The 18,990-nt window shown below is 64.7% G+C and carries 14 protein-coding genes; 5 read left to right on the top strand and 9 right to left on the bottom strand.

Annotated features, from left to right (window positions below; all coding sequences use genetic code 11):
- Nucleotides 1-202 precede the first annotated feature (202 nt).
- From CMC5_RS03820 to CMC5_RS03810, 3 genes are read left to right on the top strand one after another with little or no spacing between them, the layout of a single operon-like run.
- Nucleotides 203-1,918, top strand: a complete 1,716-nt coding sequence (locus tag CMC5_RS03820; protein ID WP_050429144.1) for a serine/threonine-protein kinase — start codon at nt 203-205, stop codon at nt 1,916-1,918.
- A 2-nt stretch (nt 1,919-1,920) separates the two neighbouring features.
- Nucleotides 1,921-2,994, top strand: coding sequence for a PEGA domain-containing protein (locus CMC5_RS03815; protein ID WP_050429143.1), 1,074 nt, complete (start codon nt 1,921-1,923; stop codon nt 2,992-2,994).
- Nucleotides 2,991-3,908, top strand: a complete 918-nt coding sequence (locus CMC5_RS03810; protein ID WP_050429142.1) for a hypothetical protein — start codon at nt 2,991-2,993, stop codon at nt 3,906-3,908. The genes CMC5_RS03815 and CMC5_RS03810 overlap by 4 nt, the downstream gene beginning before the upstream one ends.
- A gap of 125 nt (nt 3,909-4,033) precedes the next feature.
- On the opposite strand, the gene CMC5_RS03805 is transcribed toward CMC5_RS03810, so the two are convergent.
- From CMC5_RS03805 to rho, 6 genes are all read right to left on the bottom strand, one after another.
- A complete protein-coding gene (locus CMC5_RS03805; protein WP_050429141.1) occupies nt 4,034-5,722 on the bottom strand; it encodes a serine/threonine protein kinase in 1,689 nt (562 codons plus the stop codon).
- A gap of 73 nt (nt 5,723-5,795) precedes the next feature.
- On the bottom strand, nt 5,796-7,757 hold the full coding sequence (gene acs, locus CMC5_RS03800; RefSeq protein ID WP_156338159.1) for an acetate--CoA ligase: 1,962 nt from the start codon (nt 7,755-7,757) through the stop codon (nt 5,796-5,798).
- Nucleotides 7,758-7,915: 158 nt separating this feature from the next.
- Nucleotides 7,916-9,463, bottom strand: coding sequence for a sensor histidine kinase (locus tag CMC5_RS03795; protein WP_050429139.1), 1,548 nt, complete (start codon nt 9,461-9,463; stop codon nt 7,916-7,918).
- Nucleotides 9,460-10,626: a (Fe-S)-binding protein gene (locus tag CMC5_RS03790; RefSeq protein WP_050429138.1), complete on the bottom strand. Its 1,167-nt coding sequence runs from the start codon at nt 10,624-10,626 to the stop codon at nt 9,460-9,462. The genes CMC5_RS03795 and CMC5_RS03790 overlap by 4 nt, the downstream gene beginning before the upstream one ends.
- Nucleotides 10,627-10,687: 61 nt before the next feature.
- Nucleotides 10,688-12,721, bottom strand: a complete 2,034-nt coding sequence (locus CMC5_RS03785; RefSeq protein ID WP_050429137.1) for a GAF domain-containing protein — start codon at nt 12,719-12,721, stop codon at nt 10,688-10,690.
- Between the two features lie 154 nt (nt 12,722-12,875).
- On the bottom strand, nt 12,876-14,123 hold the full coding sequence (gene rho, locus CMC5_RS03780; protein WP_050429136.1) for a transcription termination factor Rho: 1,248 nt from the start codon (nt 14,121-14,123) through the stop codon (nt 12,876-12,878).
- Between the two features lie 379 nt (nt 14,124-14,502).
- On the opposite strand from rho, the gene CMC5_RS42010 reads away from it, so the two are divergent.
- Entirely contained in the window at nt 14,503-14,781 is a 279-nt protein-coding gene (locus CMC5_RS42010; RefSeq protein ID WP_082362218.1) for an acylphosphatase, read from the top strand.
- A gap of 142 nt (nt 14,782-14,923) precedes the next feature.
- Entirely contained in the window at nt 14,924-16,501 is a 1,578-nt protein-coding gene (locus CMC5_RS43955) for a HEAT repeat domain-containing protein (RefSeq protein WP_156338157.1), read from the top strand.
- A 60-nt stretch (nt 16,502-16,561) separates the two neighbouring features.
- Here CMC5_RS43955 and rplQ read toward each other — a convergent pair whose 3' ends face one another.
- From rplQ to rpsK, 3 genes are all read right to left on the bottom strand, one after another.
- Nucleotides 16,562-17,080: a 50S ribosomal protein L17 gene (gene rplQ, locus CMC5_RS42005; protein ID WP_082362217.1), complete on the bottom strand. Its 519-nt coding sequence runs from the start codon at nt 17,078-17,080 to the stop codon at nt 16,562-16,564.
- Nucleotides 17,081-17,100: 20 nt separating this feature from the next.
- Nucleotides 17,101-18,135: a DNA-directed RNA polymerase subunit alpha gene (locus tag CMC5_RS03775; RefSeq protein WP_156338155.1), complete on the bottom strand. Its 1,035-nt coding sequence runs from the start codon at nt 18,133-18,135 to the stop codon at nt 17,101-17,103.
- A gap of 443 nt (nt 18,136-18,578) precedes the next feature.
- Nucleotides 18,579-18,980, bottom strand: a complete 402-nt coding sequence (rpsK, locus tag CMC5_RS03770) for a 30S ribosomal protein S11 (protein WP_050429134.1) — start codon at nt 18,978-18,980, stop codon at nt 18,579-18,581.
- Nucleotides 18,981-18,990 lie beyond the last annotated feature (10 nt).

Genomic DNA, 18,990 nt, shown 5'->3' with positions numbered 1-18,990 from the left:
ACGCGGGTGCTCCTCGCACGCCGCAACGTGCGCGGTCGAGGCCGGATCGACCGGCGGCGCCCGCGCCCTGGTTTCATCTCACTGGAACCCCTGCAGAGGGTCGGGGTGGCTCCCGATGTCTGCTGCACGTGCAGTTGGACGCCGACCCGGCAATGCCTTAGGGTCGACCGGTCTGCGGTCAGGCGCAGGCTGAGGAGTCCATGTGAGCGCGCCGGTTGCCGAAGGACAGGTTCTCGCAGGGAAGTACCGGGTCGAGCGGATCCTCGGTCAGGGCGGCATGGGGGTCGTGGTCTCCGCCGTCCACCAGCAGCTCCAGCAGCGGGTCGCCATCAAGTTCCTGCTGCCGGGCGCCACCCATGACGCCACCGAGCGGTTCATCCGCGAGGCGCGCGCGGCCGTTCGGCTCAAGAGCGAGCACGTCGCCCGGGTGAGCGATGTCGGCGAGCTGGAGGGCGGAACGCCGTACATGGTCATGGAGTACCTGGACGGTACCGACCTCTCGCAGCTCGTGCGCCACCGGGGCGCGCTGCCGATCGAGGAGGCCGTGACCTACGTGCTCCACGGATGCGAGGCGATCGCCGAGGCCCATTCGATCGGCATCGTTCATCGTGACATCAAGCCGGCCAACCTGTTTCTCACGACGGGCGCCGACGGCAGCCAGACGGTGAAGGTGCTGGACTTCGGCATCTCCAAGGCGGGCCAGGGTGGCGACGCGGTGGGCGGGACGGAGCCCGGGCTGTCGCTCACACAGACGGAGATGATGCTCGGATCGCCGCTCTACATGGCGCCGGAGCAGATGCGCTCGGCCAAGTCGGTCGATCACCGCGCGGACATCTGGTCGATGGGCGCGCTGCTGTATCAGCTGGTCACCGGGACGGTGCCGTTCAACACGACGTCGCTCGCAGAGCTGATCCTGATGATCAACACGCAGGATCCGACGCCTCCGCGCACGTACCGGCCCGATCTTCCGGAGGGGCTGGAGGCGGCCATCCTGAGCTGCTTGCGCCGGAACCCGCAAGAGCGCTTCGGAAACATGGGCGAGCTGGCGCAGGCGATCGCGCCTTACGCGCCGGAAGAAGAGACGACGCGCTCGCTGCCGCGCATCCTGCGCACGCTCGGGATGTCGGTGACCAGCCAGATGGCGCTCGGGCGCTCGCTCGGCACGGCGTCGGGCGGGTATCGCTCGCTGAGCCCCTCGATGGCGGGAGCGGCTTCCGGGAACCCGTCGGTGCCGCCGCCCGCAGGCTTGCCGGCAGAGTACGCGGCGGGTCCGTACGCGGCCACCACACCGTCGGGGAGACCAGCCCCCGGAGGGACGTCGTCGCCCTCGCTGCCTCCACCCGCCGTCGCGCGCACGGCGCAGGGCGCGCTGACGGGCGCCGGTACGCTCGGCGAAGCCCCCGCCCATGGGGCCACGGCCGTCGGGTGGACGGCGGCAGAGGGGACTGGGCCGGCGCGGCCCAGCGCGTTCGGCAAGGTTGCGGTGGCCGCCGCGGCGGTGCTCCTGGTGGCTGGCGGGCTGTTCGTCGTCAGCAAGATGGGCGGCTCGGCGGAGCAGCCGACGGCCGCGAGCCAGGCGGAGCAGTCGGCAGGGCCCGAGGCGCCGGCCGTCCCGGCTTCGTCCCAGCCCGCAGTGACCCCCGCCAACGTCGTCACCACGGCCGCGCCCTCGAGCGCACCCGAGCCGACGCCGAGCGCCGAGGCATCCGCCGCGCCGAGCGCCGAGACGCCGGAGCCGACGGCGAAGCGGGTCGAGTCGACGGCGAAGGCGCCGACGAGCACCGAGAAGGCCAAGACGCCCGCGCCGACGGCGAAGACGCCTGCGCCGACGGCAACGTCCGCCCCGCCGCCCGCGCAACCCCAGGGTTCTCCCGCCCCGCAAACTGCTTTCGAGAGACTGAACCAGAGAGGCGACTAGCCGTGACGTCACGCTCTCCTGGCGCCAGCGGTCGTGCACCGCGAGGCGCGCTCCCTCCGCTCGTCTGCGCCGTTGCGTTGCTCGCGTCGTCTGGCGCCATGGCGCAGCCGTCGTCGTCGCCGCAGGGCGCTCCGGGCGCTCCGGGCGCTCCGAGCGCTCCCGCCCCCGCGAACGCACCACCACCTCCGCTCAGCGAGGTGCTCAGCGGCACGGCGAAGGCCGAGTACGAGGCGGGCCGCATCCTGTTCCGCGACGGGGATTTCTCGAACGCGATCATCAAGTACGAGCGCGCGTACGAGATCTCGCGCGAGCCGCGGCTGCTCTGGAACATCGCGCTCTGCCAGAAGAACCTGCAGCGGTACACGCGCATGCTGGCGACGGTGGAGAAGCTCCAGCGCGACGCGGGGACGCAGCTCTCCGATCAGGATCGCAAGGATGCCGAGGAACTCATCGCGACCATTCAGGCCTTCGTCAGCCCGATGAAGGTCGAGGTGAACGAGCCGGGCGCCCGGGTCGAGGTGGACGGGGTGGAGGTCGGCGTGACGCCCCTCGAGAAGCCGGTGCTGGTCGATGTCGGGTCGCGCAAGATCCGCGTCAGCAAGAAGGGATTCAAGGACCACACGGGGTCGCTCACGGTCTCTGGCGGCAGCGAGGTGTCGCTCTCGGTCAAGCTGGTGAAGGAGGTCCACCAGGGTCGCCTCGTCATCAACGCAGGGCCCGAGGACGTCATCGCGCTCGACGGGCGGGTGGTCGGTCGCGGTCGCTGGGAAGGGGTCGTGCCGAGCGGCGGGCACACCCTGCGCGTCACGGCGCCCGGGATGGAGGCACATCAGTCCGAGATCATCGTCCAGGATGACCAGGTGCGCCGGCGCGACGTGCAGCTGAAGCCGGCACCGAAGGATCACCTTGCGACGTGGCTCTGGATCGGCGGCGGGGCTGCGGTGCTCGCGGGCGGGATCATCGCCGGGGTGCTGCTCTTCCAGCCTCAGGAGCCCGCGCAAGGGAACGTCGCTCCGGGCAACGTGGACGTGAGCGGTGCCCGTGGCTTCACGTTCCGCTTCGGAGGTAGCCAGTGAGCCACTGGAGAGGTGTTCTGGCCGCAGTGACGCTCGGCGTGCTCGCCGGGTGCTCCGATCCGAACGAGGTGATGCTCGTCGTGCAGACCGATCTGTCGATGCCCAAGGACATCGATACGATCGCCATCGAGGTCTACAAGGGCGGCTCCAACGAGGCGCGGTTCCTTCGCGCGTTCCCCGGTCTGGGGGACGAAAACGCCATCGCTCGTCTGCCGCTCACGCTGGGCCTCTACGCCGACGAACCCGGGACCCCCATCCGGGTCGTCGCCTACGCGCGCAGGAACGGTGAGCTGGGGGAGGTGCGGATCTACCGTGAAGTCGTGACGACCTTGCCCGAGGGGCGGGCGGCGGCGCTGCACGTGCCGCTGCAGTACCTCTGCGAAGGGTCGGGGACACAGAGCGGGACGAGCGCGGTCGATGCGCTCTGTCCATCGGGGCAGACCTGCGTGGCAGGGATCTGCCAGTCGAGCACGGTGGACTCGGCCGAGCTGCCCGACTACGCGCCCGAGGCGATCTTCGGGGGTGGGGACGGCGAGAGCGGTGGAGCGTGCTTCGACGTCGAAGCGTGCCTCTCGGGGGCGAGCGAGGCCGTGGTGGACACGTCGGACTGCACCGTGGAGGTCGAGGGCGACGTGAACGTCGCGCTGCGGACGGCGCCGACCGGGGCAGGTACCGACGGCAAGGGCTTCTGCGTGGACGTGGGCTGCGTGGTGGCGCTGGATGAAGGCGTCGCGACCGGCTACGCGCTGCAGGAGGGGAAGGTGCAGCTTCCCCAGGGTGTGTGCGCCAAGTACCGTCAGGATGGCGTGCCTGGCCGGGTGGACGCGGTGATGACGGCGCCGGTGCGGGACGGGTGCCCGAAGAAGCACATCGGGTTGCCGACCTGCGGGCCGTGGTCGGCGGCCGGTCGCTGAGACGTCCCTGAGACGTTGCTGAGGGGGCACTGCGCCGAGGAGTGCTCGTCGGTGCGTGGTGCCGGCACAGCGCCCCCTCGTGCGCCGTCATGCCGACGCTGGGCTGAACGGCGCAGCGCTCTCGGTCACCAGGGCTTCGGGAGGATGCCCAGGACCATCGAGGCGGCGACGGCGCCGAGGAGCAGAATCACGGCGATCCCCACGGGCAGGAGGTAGCTGCGCTCTTCGATGGAGAGGTCGGTGTGGGCGTGCGGAATCGGGGGCCCCGAGAATTCGTGCTCCGGCTCGGGAGCTTCCGGGGGGAAGGACGCGGCGTTCGCCCGCTGCGGGCGGTAGACCTGCGTTTTGAGGTCGGCGCTCGAGGGGCCGGACGAGTGTTCGTCGTAGATCTTCGGCACGTCGTGCGAGCTCACCGGCTGGACGGGGAAGCCGGCCACCGGCTGTCCGGACTGGTTCACCAGCGCGGTCCCGTACGGGCCCATCATGAGGCCAGTCTGCACGAGGCTCTGGCCTCCCGAGATGGGCGTGCGGCGCTCGACGGCATGAGGCGAACCCGGCGCTTGCTGAGGCGAAAGTTCTCCCTGAGGGTGATGCCTCGTCGCGTTCTCGGCGAGCGGTGAGGGTGTGGGGAGGGCGATGGTCGCGCCGTAATCCGGGGACATCACCGCGGTGTGCTGCGCGGGAGGTTGTCGCCCGGTGAGGGTGGACGCCGTCTCGGAATGCACGCGAGGGACGGGGTGAGAGGAGGCCGGTGCAGGCGGATACCCATGCGGCGCGGGATAGGGGTACGGCTCGGCATGAGACCGGCGAGGCGACGGAGGATGCGCAGCGAGGGGCGCGGCCATGGAGGGGTACGCGGAGGAGGAGCCAGGCGACTGGAACGACGCGGACAGGCTCTGAGCCGCCCCCTGAGGCGACGAGCCAGGGATGCGACCCGATGCAGGCTGGCTGATCGGGCCACCCGGGCGCAGCTCGCGCCAGGCGTTGAGGGCTTCGAGTGCGGTCTGGAAGCGCTGGTCGGGATCGCGCGCGAGGCCCCGGGCGATGAAGGCCTCGAGCCGAGGGTTGGGGGGGCCATCCATGACCTCCGCGAGCTTGCGTGGCTCGGTCTTCGTCTTGAGTTCGACCATCGCGAGGATGTTTCTCGCCTGGTACGGGAGATGGCCGGTGAGCGCCTGGTAGATCAAGGTGGTGCAGGCGTAGATGTCGGCGCGATGGTCGACAGTCTTTGCCTTGCTGATCTGCTCCGGCGGCATGAAGGAGAAGGTGCCGAGGCTCTGGCCCATCTCCGTGAGGGTGTCGCCTCCGAGTTCCTTCGGGAGCTTGGAGACGCCGAAATCGAGGAGCTTCACCCGGACCGTGCCGTCGGGGCGGTTCTCCAGGTAGACGTTCGAGGGCTTGAGATCGCGGTGGATGATGCCGGCGCGGTGGGCGTCGGCGAGGCCGATCCAGGCCTGCTCGATGATGGAGTGGAGTTCCTCGTAGCGGATCGGGCCGGTGCGCTTGAGCCGGTCGATCAACGACTCGCCTTCGAGGAGTTCGAAGACGAGGACGATGCCGTGGTCTTCGTCGTCCTCGACGTCGAGGACCTGGGTCACGTGGTCGCTGTTGATGGATCCTGCTGCGCGCGCTTCACGGCGAAAGCGCGCGACGGCGGAGGCCTTGGTCTTGGAGTCGGCGCGGAGGAGCTTGACGGCGACCATGCGGCCGGTGCGGATGTTCTCCGCAGCAAACACCTCGCCCATGCCACCGCGTCCGAGAGGTCGGGTGATGCGGTAGCGGTTCGCAAGGATGGTTCCCGCCTCGAAGTCCAAGCAGTGCCTCGCCGGGGATTATCCACCGCTCAGGCCACGGGCAGGGTGAAAATCTCCCCAATCTGGCGGGAGGTCAGTCTTCGTCCTGACGCAGTTTCGCCAGGACGCCGAAATCTTCGAGGGTCGAGGTGTCGCCCGTGGACTCGCGTCCGGCCGCTACGTCTTTGAGCAAGCGACGCATGATCTTGCCGCTGCGTGTCTTGGGGAGCGAATCGGCGAAGCGGATCACGTCGGGTCGCGCGAAACGACCGATTTCCTTGGCGACATGCTCCCCGAGCTGGTCACGAAGCGCCTGGTCCGCAGAAAATCCGGGACGAAGGGAGACGAACACCACGAGCGCCGTGCCTTTGAGATCGTCCGGGCGTCCCACCGCAGCGGCCTCCGCGACGGCGGGATGGGAGACCAGCGCGCTCTCCAGCTCGGCCGTGCCGATCCGGTGACCGGCGACGTTGAGCACGTCGTCGATCCGTCCCACCACCCACATGTAGCCATCCTCGTCACGGCGGGCGCCATCCCCCGTGAAGTAGCAGCCTTCGATGGTGTTGAAATAGCTCTGGCGGAAGCGCTCGTCGTCACCCCACAGGGTGCGCGCCATGGAGGGCCATGGCTTTCTCAGGACGAGCAGCCCACCTTCGTTGGGTCCCACGGCCTCCCCTTTGGGCGTGACGACATCGAGGACGACGCCGAAGAGGGGTAGGCCCGTGGAGCCTGGCTTGCTCGCGGCCGCCCCTGGAAGCGTGGTGAGCATGATCGAGCCCGTCTCGGTCTGCCACCAGGTGTCCACGATCGGACAGCGGCCACGCCCGATGGTGTGGTGATACCAGATCCAGGCTTCGGGATTGATCGGCTCCCCGACGGTGCCGAGCAGGCGCAGGCTGGAGAGATCGTGCTTGGCCGGCCAGGCATCCCCCTGGCGCATGCAGGCGCGAATCGCGGTCGGCGCGGTGTAGAGGATGGTGATCTTGTGGCGCTCGACCATGCTCCAGAACCGCCCCCAGTCGGGGTAGTTCGGCGCGCCCTCGTACATGAAGCAGGTGGCCCCGTTGGAGAGGGGTCCGTACACGAGGTAGCTGTGCCCGGTCACCCAGCCGACGTCCGCCGTGCACCAGTAGATGTCGCTGTCGCGCAGATCGAAGACGTACTTGGTGGTGACGTGGGCACCCACGAGGTAGCCGGCGCTGGTGTGAAGGACGCCCTTGGGTTTGCCCGTCGAGCCACTCGTGTAGAGGATGAAGAGCGGGTGCTCGGCGTCGACGACCTCGGGCGCGCACTCGGTGGTGACCGAGGCGAGCACGTCGTCCCACCACAGGTCTCGTCCCTCTTTCATGTCCACCGTGCAGCGCTCGCTGCCGAAGTGGCGGAAGACGATGGTCTTCGTCGCGCTCTTCGCTTCCGGCTGTTCCAGCGCCCGGTCCACCGTGTTTTTGAGGGGAACGATCTGGCCGCGCCGGCTGGCACCATCCTGGGTGATGACGAGCTTGGCCTGACTGTCCTGGATGCGATCACGCAAAGCGTCTGCGGAGAAACCGCCGAAGACGACGGTGTGAACGGCGCCGATCCGCGCACAGGCCAGCATGGCCACGGCGACTTCGGGGATCATGCCCATGTAGATGGCAACGCGATCGCCCTTCTCGATGCCGAGCTGCTTCAGCGCCGAGGCCAGCAGGACCGTCTGCCGATGAAGCTCCGCGTACGTGAGCTTGCGTGTGTCCCCGTTCTCTCCTTCCCACAGGAGCGCCGTCTTGTTCGCCACGGGCGTGGAGAGGTGCCGGTCGAGACAGCTCTCCGAGACGTTCAACGTGGCGCCGAGGAACCAGCGGGCATGCGGGAGGTTCCACTCCAGCGTCTTCGTCCAGGGGGTGCGAAAGACGAGCGCTTCGCTCTCTCGTCGCCAGAAGGTGTCGGGATCATCGACGCTTTCGCGGTACAGCGCTTCGTACGCTTCCCGGGAAGTCACGCGAGCCTCCTTCGCGAACTCCGCCGGTGGTTCGAAGCGACGGTTCTCCTTCAACAACGACTCGATAGCGTCCGACATGGTCACCCCTTGCGGCGCGAGCATAGCCCGACGTGCGCGCAGTCGACGCGCAAAAGGCCCCGCTACAAGGACGAAAGAGCGCGCTGCCGCGCTGCGTCACCAGAGCATCGTGAGCGGTGTGGGTCGCGCGCGAGCGCCGTGGAGGGCACGCGCGTCGTTCACTGCGGGTCGCTCTCTTCGGCGGGAAGCGTGATGCGGAAGCGGGTCCCACCGGCGGTCAGCGCCTCGCAGACGATGGTCCCCTCGTGCGACTCGATGATCTCCCGCGTGACCGCGAGGCCCAGGCCCGTCCCCCGCTGCTTTGTGGTGAAGAAGGGGTCGAAGACGGATGCGCGTAGCTCTTCAGGGATCCCCGGGCCGGTATCGTCGACGGAGATCTCGGCGCTGTTTGCCAGGTGATGCACCGCGATGGTGATCGAACCTCCCTGCGGCATGGCCTCGCGCGCGTTGCGGATCAAGTTGAGAAGCGCCTGGCGGAGCTGCGCCTCGTCGACCAGCACGTCCACTTCGCGGTCGTCGGTCTCCACGCGTAGCGCGACGTGGGCGCGCTCGAGCTCCGGGCCCACGAATGCGGTCAGCTCCTCGATCAGGTCCTGCAGTCGCTCGGGTTGACGTTGAGGTCGCGGGCGCCGGGCCACGCTGAGGTACTGCTCCGCGATGCGGGAGAGGCGATCGACTTCGGCTCGGATGGCGGAGACGAGCTGCGCGGACTCGCGTCCTTCCTGGAGCTTTGCGATCTCCTCTTCGAGCAGCTCCAGGTTGAGCCCGATGGAAGAGAGAGGGTTGCGGATCTCGTGGGTGATGTGGGCGGCCATCTTGCCGATGGTGGTGAGGCGCTCCGCCTGCACCAGGTCGGCACGGGCGCGCCGGATCGCGGCCACCATGTTCTCGAAGGTCGTGGCGAGCTCACCGATCTCGTCGTCGTTGGCCTTGATGGTGTGGGGGGCGAGATCACCACGAGCGACCGCCTTGGCTCGCTCCGTCATCGCGGTCAACGGCGCGAGGACGCGCCGGGCGTGCAGCGAGGTCCCGATGCCCACCAGCAGGGTCAGGGCACCGAGGCCAAGGAGCAGCTGCATCGAGCGCTCTTCTCTGACCTTGGCCGTCGCGGTCAGGCTCGCCATGCGCTCCTCCAGGCGACTCTTGATGGCTCGGAGTCGCTGCGCACCTTCCGCCTCTCGCTTGACCAGTTCGCCACGGGCGCGCTCGGCAGCGTCTTGATCTCCGACAGCCAGCGCCTGGAAGAGCTGCGCGAAACGCTCCGGTTCGGCGATGAGGAGTCGCTCGATCGCCGCCACTTCCGCCGTGATCTCCTGTCCGAACTGACGCATCGGAGGGGGCGACAGCGGCTGGGTGCCGCTCACGGCGCCAGAGCCGGTGAGCCGCTCTGCAGCTTCTCTCACCAGCGAGAAGGCGATCGGGCGTGTCCGGCGGGCGGTCTCTATCCACTCTCGCACATCGCCGGGGTTGCGCGCGGCGGTGATGTGGTTGAGCTGGGCATTGAAGACGTTCTGTTCCGCGAGGACCTCGCCGACACGCAGCAGCAAGGGGGCGTACCCTGCGCGGAGGAGTTCGGCATCACGAGAGCCAGCGCTCAGCGCCTGGACGCTCCAGCCGACCGTCAGCGCGAAGGCCCCGAGGACGATCAAGAAGCTCGCGAGCAGCCGTCCGGCAACGGTGCGACGGACACGGCGTTCTCCCGTCATGCGGGCTTGATGGCGTCGGCGACGAGGGTGATGAGGTCCTCGGCAGGCTCGCCTCGGCTGCGGAAACGACGGAGGCTCTGGGCGCAGTGGGTGACGAGGAGGCCACCTCCGAGCGAGCGGTGCTCTTCGAGGCGACGCTCGGCGATCCCCGCCGAGGTCTCGGGGCGAGTCGCCGGAAGAAGTCCTCCAGCCCCGCTACACTCGGCGCGCTCACGTCGGTAGGCGAACTCTTCAGGGGGTCGCCCAGAAACCCGGGCCAGGATGGCGCGTGGCTGGTCGTAGCGGTTGAGTCCTCGGCCCAGTTGACAGGGGTCATGGTACCGGAGGCGACGATCCGAGACGGACTGGGAGAGGCGGTCGAGGGCGCCGCTCACGAGGTCCACGAACAGCGCGGGAGCGGGGAGCTTGACCCCGAGGCGTGGGTACTCGACGAGCAGCGACCTCGCACAGCCCGGATCGACGACGACGAGGGCTGGCACCTGTTGCGAGCCGGCGTCGTGGTTGCCGCTGCCATCGACCGTCTGCACCTCGGCTGCCAGCCGGCGGGCTGCCTCCGCGAACCCGCGCTGGTCCCCTGCGTAGAGAAGGGGCAGCCCGCAGCAAGCACGCACAGCCCGCGTGGGAGCACCCGTCAGCGCCTCGACGGCGTCGAGGGCGTCGCGCGCCACGTCGGGAGCGTGCCGCACATAGCCGCAGCCGATCAGGACCTGGACGCTCCTCGCGCCGTCACGGGTCCGCACACCGCCCGAATCTCGGGCGCGTGGGGTATCACGCACGAGCGTGTCCACCGCACGCGAGAGCGTGGCCGTGTGGGCTGCAAATTCTCGCGCAACCCGCTGAGCCGCCAGGGGCGCGGCCCCACGCTCGAACAGCTCGGTGCGCGCATCGGTGAGGACTCCGGAGACGTCATTGCGGTGGTTGCACCGCACCGTGCACGCGTAGCAGTTCGAACATGCCCACGCAGGAGCCGCATGCTCGACGTCGACGGGGACGTCGCCGCGCGCGGCAAAATAGGCCATCGACATTTTCCCCCAGGGGGTGACCGTCTCGCTGGCTTCTACCTCGGAGACCGGGCACGTCGCACGGCAGAGCTTCGGGCAGTAGACGCATTTTTCGAGCTGCGCCTGGCTGGACTCGAGGAGAGGAAGGCGAAGCTCGCGCATGATTCGAGTTTCTTCCCCGTGCACGTGGCACGCAAGCAGAACACCTGACGCACACTCCGGACTACGATTCGGTACGACTGGAGCGCCGTCCTCGCTCACTTTGTCTCGCCGGCGGCGGCTTCGCCCGCTGCCCTGGCCCGCTAGGAGACGATTTCCCGCGCTCACTCGGTTCAGCTGTGGGCAGCTTGTTCGCCTTGCCAGCTGCGGACGCCTGGCGTGCCGGAGGTGTCTCTTGTGGAAGCCTCAACGTGAACTTCGCGCCCTTGTCCGACGACTCCACATCGATGTTCCCAGCGTGCTCGTCCACGATTTTTTTCACGATCGCGAGCCCCAAGCCGGTCCCACCACGCTTTCCTGCCGTCGTGAATGACTTGAAGAGTCTGGCCTGGATCTCCTGAGGGATACCTCTCCCGGTATCGGCGACACTCACCACGAGGTCCGAGCCGTCACGGAGGGCACGAATCGTCACCCGACCGCCATCCGGCTGCATCGCCTCCGCAGCATTTCTGACCAGGTTGTGCATGACGCGCGTCAGCTTTGCCTCATCGAACCTGGCGATGCCTCGGTCTTCGAGTTCCATGACCAGCTGCACCCCCATGCCTTCGATCTCGGACGCGAGCTGCTTCTCCAGATCGCCGAAGAACTTCGTCAGGTAGACCTTCCTGAGGAGGATGCTGCGCTCTCCACGAGCGAACTCGAGTACCTCCCGTTGCATGGCGCTGATCGCATCGAACTGCTTGAGGATCAACTTCGCGTGATCCTCCCGCGTTGCCTGATCAGGCGCCGTGGCCATCAGCTGCACGTATCCACTGATCACGGTGAGTGGGGTCCTCATGTCGTGCATGACCCCTGAGAGGAGGCGGCCTATCGACGTGAGGCGTTCGGTTCTCTCGCGCTCGATGCGAGAGCGAAAGAGCCGCAGCGCCGTCGATGCGTTGGCTGACACCAACCGCAAGAGTGCTCTGTCGTCTTGAGTGAATCCAGCAGGGTGTCGCGAGTTGTAGAGGGCAACGGCACCAATCGGCACCTCGTCTTCGCCATACATTGGAACGGCAATCGCCGAGTCCACGGTGGGAGCCGATTGCGTGTGCCGTAGCTCGGAGTAGTCGAGGTGTACTTTCCCGTTGGCCGCCGAGGCCGCCGAGCTGCCCTCTCCGCGCTGCACCATCACGGACTCTTCGTGCACCATGACCCAGCCGACCAGCCCCTCGCCTCGCTTCAAGGGGGAGCGCCGGACCACCGGCTTATGATCCGCAGCGGACGAGAGCGTCTGAGGGTCGGCAGCGGACGTGGTCCCATCCAGCTCGAGGACGTAGACGAAGACGCCCGACTCGGCCTCGTCTACCAGCATTGCGCCCGTTCTGGCTTCACACGCCCGCGCGGCCTCACTCAGCACGGCCTCCGCCAGCTCCTCCATGGTGACCGCCCGACCCATGGCGCTCTCGAGGTCGAAGAGCAGCTTCAGATCGGCGACCCGATGCTCGAGCTGCTCCTTCGTCTCGACGAGCTGCATGTTTTTCTGGATGACCGAGAGAAACAGCCGAGAATTGTCGATGGAGATCGCTGCCTGGGTGGCGAGCGCTTCGAGCAGCTCTTCATCGTGAAGCGAGAACTCTTGCTCGCCCCGTTTGTTGAGCACTTGAACCACACCAATCGTGCGCCCGATGTGGTTCTTCATGGGTGCGGCCAGAATCGACCGGGTCCGATAGCCATGCTGCTCGTCCCAGCCACGATCGAAGCGGCGATCACGATAGGCGTCCTTGACCCTGACGGTCCGCCCTATTTTGGCCACGTGGCCAGCGATGCCGACGCCTATGGGCAGCTCGATCGACCGGGTCTCACCGCCGACGGTGATTCGCGATAGGAGACGCTCTCGCTGTTCATCGAGCAGATAGAGCGTCGCTCGGTCCGCTTCGAGCAGCTCCGCTATTTTTTCGAGGATGAGAGAGAGGAGCTGATCGAGATCGAGGATGCTGCCGAGCGCGAGGCCGACTTCCTGGAGAGCACGCGCCGTCTTCTCGGCCCGGACCAAGCGCTCCTCGAGCTGCTTGATCCGGGCCTCATCGTCTCGGCTTCGGCTGCCCCTCGCGGTCACCGCTCAACGCTAACATGAGACGGTCGCGCCAGGGCAGGTCCGGGGAAGATGCCACACCAGCCGTCGGAAGGAGTTGGAGCGCGTCAGAAGGAACGACGCGCTCTCGCCAGAACCCGCCTCGTACGGCGAGGGAGGGTCTGACGGGCATCACGTCTTACTGGTTCATGCTCTCGAGGAACTCTTGATTGGTCTCCGTGCGGCTGACCTTGTCCAGCAAGAATTCCATGGAGTCGATGACGTTGAGGGGGTGCAGAAGCTGCCGAAGTAGCCAGACGCGCTGCAGGATCCACTCGGGCAGCAAGAGCTCTTCCTTGCGGGTCGCGCTCTTGTTGATGTCGAGGCAGGGGAAGATCCTCTTCTCCATCAACTTACGGTCGAGATGGATCTCGCTGTTGCCGGTCCCCTTGAACTCCTCGAAGATCACCTCGTCCATGCGGGACCCCGTGTCGACCAGGGCGGTGGCGATAATGGTGAGGGACCCCCCCTCCTCCACGTTCCGTGCGGCACCAAAGAATCGCTTGGGCTTGTGGAGGGCATTGGAGTCGACACCGCCGGAGAGGATCTTGCCGCTCGGGGGGACCACCGTGTTGTAGGCGCGGGCCAACCTGGTGATCGAGTCGAGCAGGATCACCACGTCGTGCTTGTGCTCCACCAAGCGCTTGGCCTTCTCGATGACCATCTCCGCCACCTGGACGTGACGCGTGGGGGGCTCGTCGAAGGTGGAGCTGATGACCTCTCCTTTCACCGTACGCTGCATGTCGGTGACTTCTTCCGGGCGCTCGTCGATGAGCAACACAATGAGCGTCGTATCCGGATGATTCGAAGAGATTGCATTGGCAAGGTGCTGAAGCAGCACCGTCTTGCCTGCTCGCGGGGGAGAGACGATCAAGCATCGCTGTCCTTTGCCGATGGGGCAAAGCATGTCGATGATGCGCGTGGAGAACGACTTCGGCCCGTGCTCCAGCTCGAACTTCTGCTGAGGATAGAGAGGCGTCAGGTTGTCGAAAAGGATCTTGTCCCTCGCGACCTCCGGCGCTTCGCCATTGATCTTGTCGACCTTCAGCAGCGCAAAATACGCTTCCCTCTCCTTCGGTGGCCGGATCGAACCACTTACACTATCGCCAGTGCGGAGATTGAAGCGCCGGATCTGCGATGGCGAGATGTAGATGTCGTCAGGGCCCGGCAGGTAGTTGTAATCAGGTGCGCGCAGGAATCCGAAGCCGTCTGGAAGGCACTCCAGAACACCTTCACCATAGACAGGCTGATCTTTCGCCGCGTGTGCCTGAAGCAGGGCGAATATCACCTCCTGCTTGCGCAAACCGGCAGCGCCTTCGATGTTCAGCGACTTGGCCATCTGCACCAGATCGGCCATCGACTTCTGCTTCAGTTCCTTGAGGTGCATGGGTGGGACGGCTCCCAAGGTATGACTGCGTACAAACTGTAGTTGTACGCTTCGTCAGTGGAGGTGGTTGGGGATTGGGGTTGCGGGCGTGATGTCCGGACGTTCCGGATCCGTTCTGCGTGCAGGTCGCGGGTCGGCAGGTCGTCTAGGCTTTCCCGCGGAGCTTGGGTGGAGGCGTGAACTACCCCTTACCCAGGTCAAGCCGGCCTACAATGTGCGCAGGCTCAGCATCTGTTCTGCTTACCGGTGATGTGGTCGACCGGCTCCCGCCAGGCGACTGCGCGCGACTCTACCAAGCACGTCTGCTCTGTCAATCCGCGGCAATCTCCGCTTCCGAAGTTGCCTCCCCATCGGGCCAGGACTAAGCCTGATCACGTCCATGGGGCTCAAGCAGGTCCAAATTTTCGTCCGTGGTCGGGTACAGGGCGTCTTCTTTCGCGCTTCAACACAGAGAGAAAGCAGACGACTTGGCCTCAGTGGGTGGGTCAGAAACCGACCAGACGGCGGTGTAGAGATCCTCGCAGAGGGCGAGGAAGATCAACTGAAGGAGCTCGCAAGTTGGGCCCACCGAGGCCCGAGCGCGGCTCGTGTCGAGCGAGTCGATGTTCGCTGGCGCAGTTTTTCGGGCGACTATTTCGATTTTCGCATCGTCGAATGACGCGACAGCCCATGGGCCGGAACACCTCGCCGCGATTCTGAACGGAAGCGCGATCGCCCGCTCAATTCAGCAGTACAGTCCATCCCGCTGACCCTAGCCACGATCGGGTTGGGCCGCCTTTAGGGCAAACAGAGTGCGACTCATGAAGCAGACGCTCGCCTGTGCGGCGCTTTTGACGATATCCGTCCTCACCAAGTCAGGGTGGGGCAACGACGCGGGGAATGGCGGCGTAGTCGCTCCCTCACGCTCTACCCCTGCCCTGCCCGCTCTTCGCTTCGACCCGCCACCCGAGGCTGATCCCAATGAACTCGGCGAGCTCGATCGCATTCTCGACCAGCTCACGTCTCCAAACGCTCAAGCGCGGCAGAGCTCACTGCCATCACTTGAGAGTTCGTCATTGGGCATGATCGGAGCCGTCCGAGCGCGGGTTCAGGACATTCGCGGATCGCTCGACCGCAAAGACGCCGCAAGGATACTGGGTGATGCACGCTCGCTTGCACGCAAACGTCACCAGGGTTCGAGCAGTAGCCGCCAAAAGAAGGGCTCCGAGCCGGCTGCTGACGAAGTAACAGGCGAATGGTTGGATTTTGTTCTCGCCGACCCCCATCCCGACGTCGCCTCGTGGCGTGACCTGGTGAAGCTTCTCGGGATGAACCGCATCCTCGCAACCATCGGGACGACGCCCGCCACGCGAGAACTCATCGCCATGTATGCCTATTTCGGGGATCTTTTGCGGCTCGATCTGCAGCGACACATTGGTCGTTTGCGCGACAAAGCAGTGCCGGGATTGCTCGAAGCACGGCAGCACGACGCCGTGAGCGTTCAACGCTGGGCACGACGTCAGCTTGATGAGCTGGGTCGTGCCATTCCGAGTGAGGCCGTGTCGACTGACGATGTTCAGGTTCTGACGGACATCATGCGCGCGTACGGACGTACTCGAGACGTGGACGCCGTTCGAGTCATCTTGAGCTTCTGCAACAGCGAAAGAGAGCGCTTGCGTGAAGCCGCACGCCAGGCGATAGCCGCAATTGGCGAACCTGCCCTTTGGCAATTGCGAGATGCCTATCTGAACATGAATGGCACAAAGCCCCCGCGTGAATGGTCCTGGGACCAAATTGCCCGAGAGTTGTTCGCCGCACACGATCGAAGTCGGCTTCTCGAGGTCAATGCCCTCATAGACCAGGGTACGACCTCCGCCAGTGGACGACATTTCTCAGAGGCAACCAAAGCTTTCGACACGGTGCTCACAAGAGCTCCATTGCTCGACGGACGTGACCGTATGAGCGATGCCTACGCTGAGCACGCGCGAACTCTCGAAAACGACCGAGCACGACTGAATGAAGCCCTGAGATTGATGCGCAAATCCCTCAGGCTTTCAGCGCATCTGCCTCCCTCATCGGATGCTCGGAAAGCCTCAGAATCAGACGCTGCTTATCTGGAAGGTCTACTTCTCCTACAAGAAGGTACGCCCGACAGCTTCCCGTTCAAACGAGCACTCGAGCTGAACCCAGCTCACGCGCTAGCCAAGCAAACGCTAGAATCTCTGAGCGACTCGCCCGTAGAACCGCAGCTGCAGCAGAAGCGGTACACGTATGCCGCGGTGATCGGTCTGATGGCGATTCTGGCAATGACCTATGTTGCCTGGCCGAGAAGAACTAAGCTCACACCTCGTGATGCATCCGCAAACGGCGCCATCAAAAAAGAAGAGGCCATCGATTGACCGATGGCCTCTTCAGTTCAGGGTATCGCTTTGACTTCGAAACGTCGCTTCTTGGGTGTCTTACCCAGCCGTGCCCACCGGGCTGGCTGGCTCCGGTGAAGCAACAGACTCAGCGACGGACGGGCCCCCTTCGGGGAGAGCTGCTGCGTCGATGAACTCGATCAACGTCATCGGCGCATTATCGCCACGACGAGGGCCAAGCTTGATGATCCGGGTATATCCACCGGGACGACCCTCGAAACGACGCGAAAGATTCACCAGCACTTTGGCGATGATGTCCACCTTGGTTCCATCAGCCGCCACCCCCCACCGAGGGAGGTAAGAGCCCAGTAGCCGCTCAACATGAAGTCGGCGCGCCCGATCAGCAGGGCTGAGGGATGGTGCCGGCGTATGAGCGACGGTGCCGAGGCGAACAGCCTTTGTAATCAGACGCTCTGCGACACGACGGAGTTCCTTGGCCTTCGCCTCCGTGGTCTCAATCCGCTCATGCGTGACGAGGTTCGCCGCGAGGTTGCGAAGCATCGCTCGCCGGCTCGACGTGTCTCTACCGAACTGCCTACCTGATTTTCTATGCCGCATGGTGCTCCCTCACTAACGCCTCAAGCCTGCGCCTGCTGCGCCTTCCAGCGCTCCAGGAGCTGCGGCCAGTTATCGATCTTCATGCCTAGCGACAAGCCCATATTGGCCAAGATCTCCTTGATTTCTTTCAAGGACTTGCGGCCAAAGTTCTTCGTCTTCAGCATGTCTTGCTCTGTCCGCTGGACCAGCTCGCCGATGAGTGTGATGTTTGCATTCTGCAAACAATTTGCAGATCGCACACTGAGCTCTAGCTCCTCAACAGATCGGAAGAGATTCTCGTTCAGAGGCTCCTCATCTGTCATCGTCGACTGGTAGCTCGTCTCCTCACTCTCCTCGAAGTTGATCCAGATCGAAAGCTGCTCCTTGAGGATCTTCGCAGCGAACGCGACAGCATCGGACGGAGCAACGGAACCATTCGTCCACACCTCGAGGGTCAGTTTGTCGTAATCAGTCACCTGACCCACACGAGCATTCTGGACGGTGTAGTTGACCTTGCGGATGGGGGAGAAGAGAGCGTCGATCGGAATGGTTCCGATCGGCATCGTCGGCGTCTTGTTCCGATCAGCAGGCACATAGCCGCGGCCCACATTCACTGTGAGTTCCATCGACAGCGGGCCCTTCTTATCGAGAACGGCGATGAGATGGTCGGGATTGAGGACGCTCAAACCATCGACCAGTTGAATGTCGCGAGCGTATACAGGCCCGGGACCTTCCTTGTCGATCCGAACGCTATAGGTCTTGGGCTGGGCGGCCTTGAAAACAATCTCTTTGACGTTGAGAATGATATCGCTCACGTCCTCGACGACATCAGGCACCGAGGTAAACTCGTGCAGTGCACCCTCAATACGAATGGCCGTCGCCGCAGCACCTTGTAGCGAGGAGAGAAGAACGCGCCGGAGAGAGTTCCCGATGGTTATTCCGAATCCGCGCTCCAGAGGCTCGCAGGTGAACTTGGCGTAAAATGCGGTCGTCGTCTCAGTATCGACTGAGATTCCCTTGGGACGGATCAAATCACGCCAGTTGCGTGCAATCATCGTCATATTTGAATTGCTCATCGTTACACCTCCAGAGGTCGGACAATTCGCGCGAAGATCCCACATGCCGACTGCACTCAGCCCGGCACGTCGTCCTCTGCCCGCGTCAGATACCACTCAAGTTGTGAAAATCAGAAAACTCTCATCAGGACCCTAGCGTCTTGATCTCCTCACTCTCACATCCGACGGCAGCAGAAAAAGGGTTTCGGTTATTTCAGAACCGATTATTACCCGAGTTTCTCGCTGCGATAGAGATCACAGTCGGCACAGTTGAACCGACATGATCCTGAACGGGTGAAAATCTCACGCTTCTTTGGGGGACATTCCGTTCACGACAACGCGAGCCTTCATCGTCAAATCCGCCGCTAATGCGGCGGATAGGCTCAAGCGGACCGAAACTTCAGTCCCTCACTGCATCACCCGATGATCATTCAAGGACCATCGGGAATGTAGAAGAGAGAAGCTCACACACGCCGTCGCTTGGGCGGGCGGCAACCATTGTGGGGAATCGGAGTCACATCACGAATGAGTGTCACCTTGAAGCCTGCCGTCTGAAGCGCTCTAAGAGCACTCTCACGTCCGGCTCCCGGCCCATTCACAAAGACTGCCACGGAGCGCATTCCGTGCTCCTGAGCACGTCTTGCAGCTTCCTCTGCGGCAAGCTGTGCCGCAAAAGGCGTCGACTTACGGGAACCCTTGAATCCGCGTGCACCTGCCGAGGACCAAGAGATGGCGTTCCCGTTGATGTCGGTGATCGTCACGACCGTGTTGTTGAAGGTAGACTGAATATGGGCAATCCCAGCCGCAATATTCTTCTTAACCTTCTTCTTCTGTTTGACTTTTCCCGCGGTCTTCGCTTGCGCCATGGCTCCGTCT

The sequence above is a fragment of the Chondromyces crocatus genome (genome assembly GCF_001189295.1).
Taxonomy (GTDB): Bacteria; Myxococcota_A; Polyangia; order Polyangiales; family Polyangiaceae; genus Chondromyces; species Chondromyces crocatus.
Note: the sequence above shows the minus strand (reverse complement) of the source record. Positions and strands in the feature narration are given on the sequence as shown.

What these genes read in the sequence shown, in the direction of transcription:
- rho (WP_050429136.1), bottom strand. Translation starts at nt 14,123, where the DNA reads ATGCACCTCAAGGAACTGAAGCAGAAGTCGATGGCCGATCTGGTGCAG.
- CMC5_RS42010 (WP_082362218.1), top strand. Translation starts at nt 14,503, where the DNA reads ATGGGGCTCAAGCAGGTCCAAATTTTCGTCCGTGGTCGGGTACAGGGC.
- CMC5_RS43955 (WP_156338157.1), top strand. Translation starts at nt 14,924, where the DNA reads ATGAAGCAGACGCTCGCCTGTGCGGCGCTTTTGACGATATCCGTCCTC.
- CMC5_RS03775 (WP_156338155.1), bottom strand. Translation starts at nt 18,135, where the DNA reads ATGAGCAATTCAAATATGACGATGATTGCACGCAACTGGCGTGATTTG.
- rpsK (WP_050429134.1), bottom strand. Translation starts at nt 18,980, where the DNA reads ATGGCGCAAGCGAAGACCGCGGGAAAAGTCAAACAGAAGAAGAAGGTT.
- CMC5_RS03790 (WP_050429138.1), bottom strand. Translation starts at nt 10,626, where the DNA reads ATGCGCGAGCTTCGCCTTCCTCTCCTCGAGTCCAGCCAGGCGCAGCTC.
- CMC5_RS03795 (WP_050429139.1), bottom strand. Translation starts at nt 9,463, where the DNA reads ATGACGGGAGAACGCCGTGTCCGTCGCACCGTTGCCGGACGGCTGCTC.
- acs (WP_156338159.1), bottom strand. Translation starts at nt 7,757, where the DNA reads ATGTCGGACGCTATCGAGTCGTTGTTGAAGGAGAACCGTCGCTTCGAA.
- rplQ (WP_082362217.1), bottom strand. Translation starts at nt 17,080, where the DNA reads ATGCGGCATAGAAAATCAGGTAGGCAGTTCGGTAGAGACACGTCGAGC.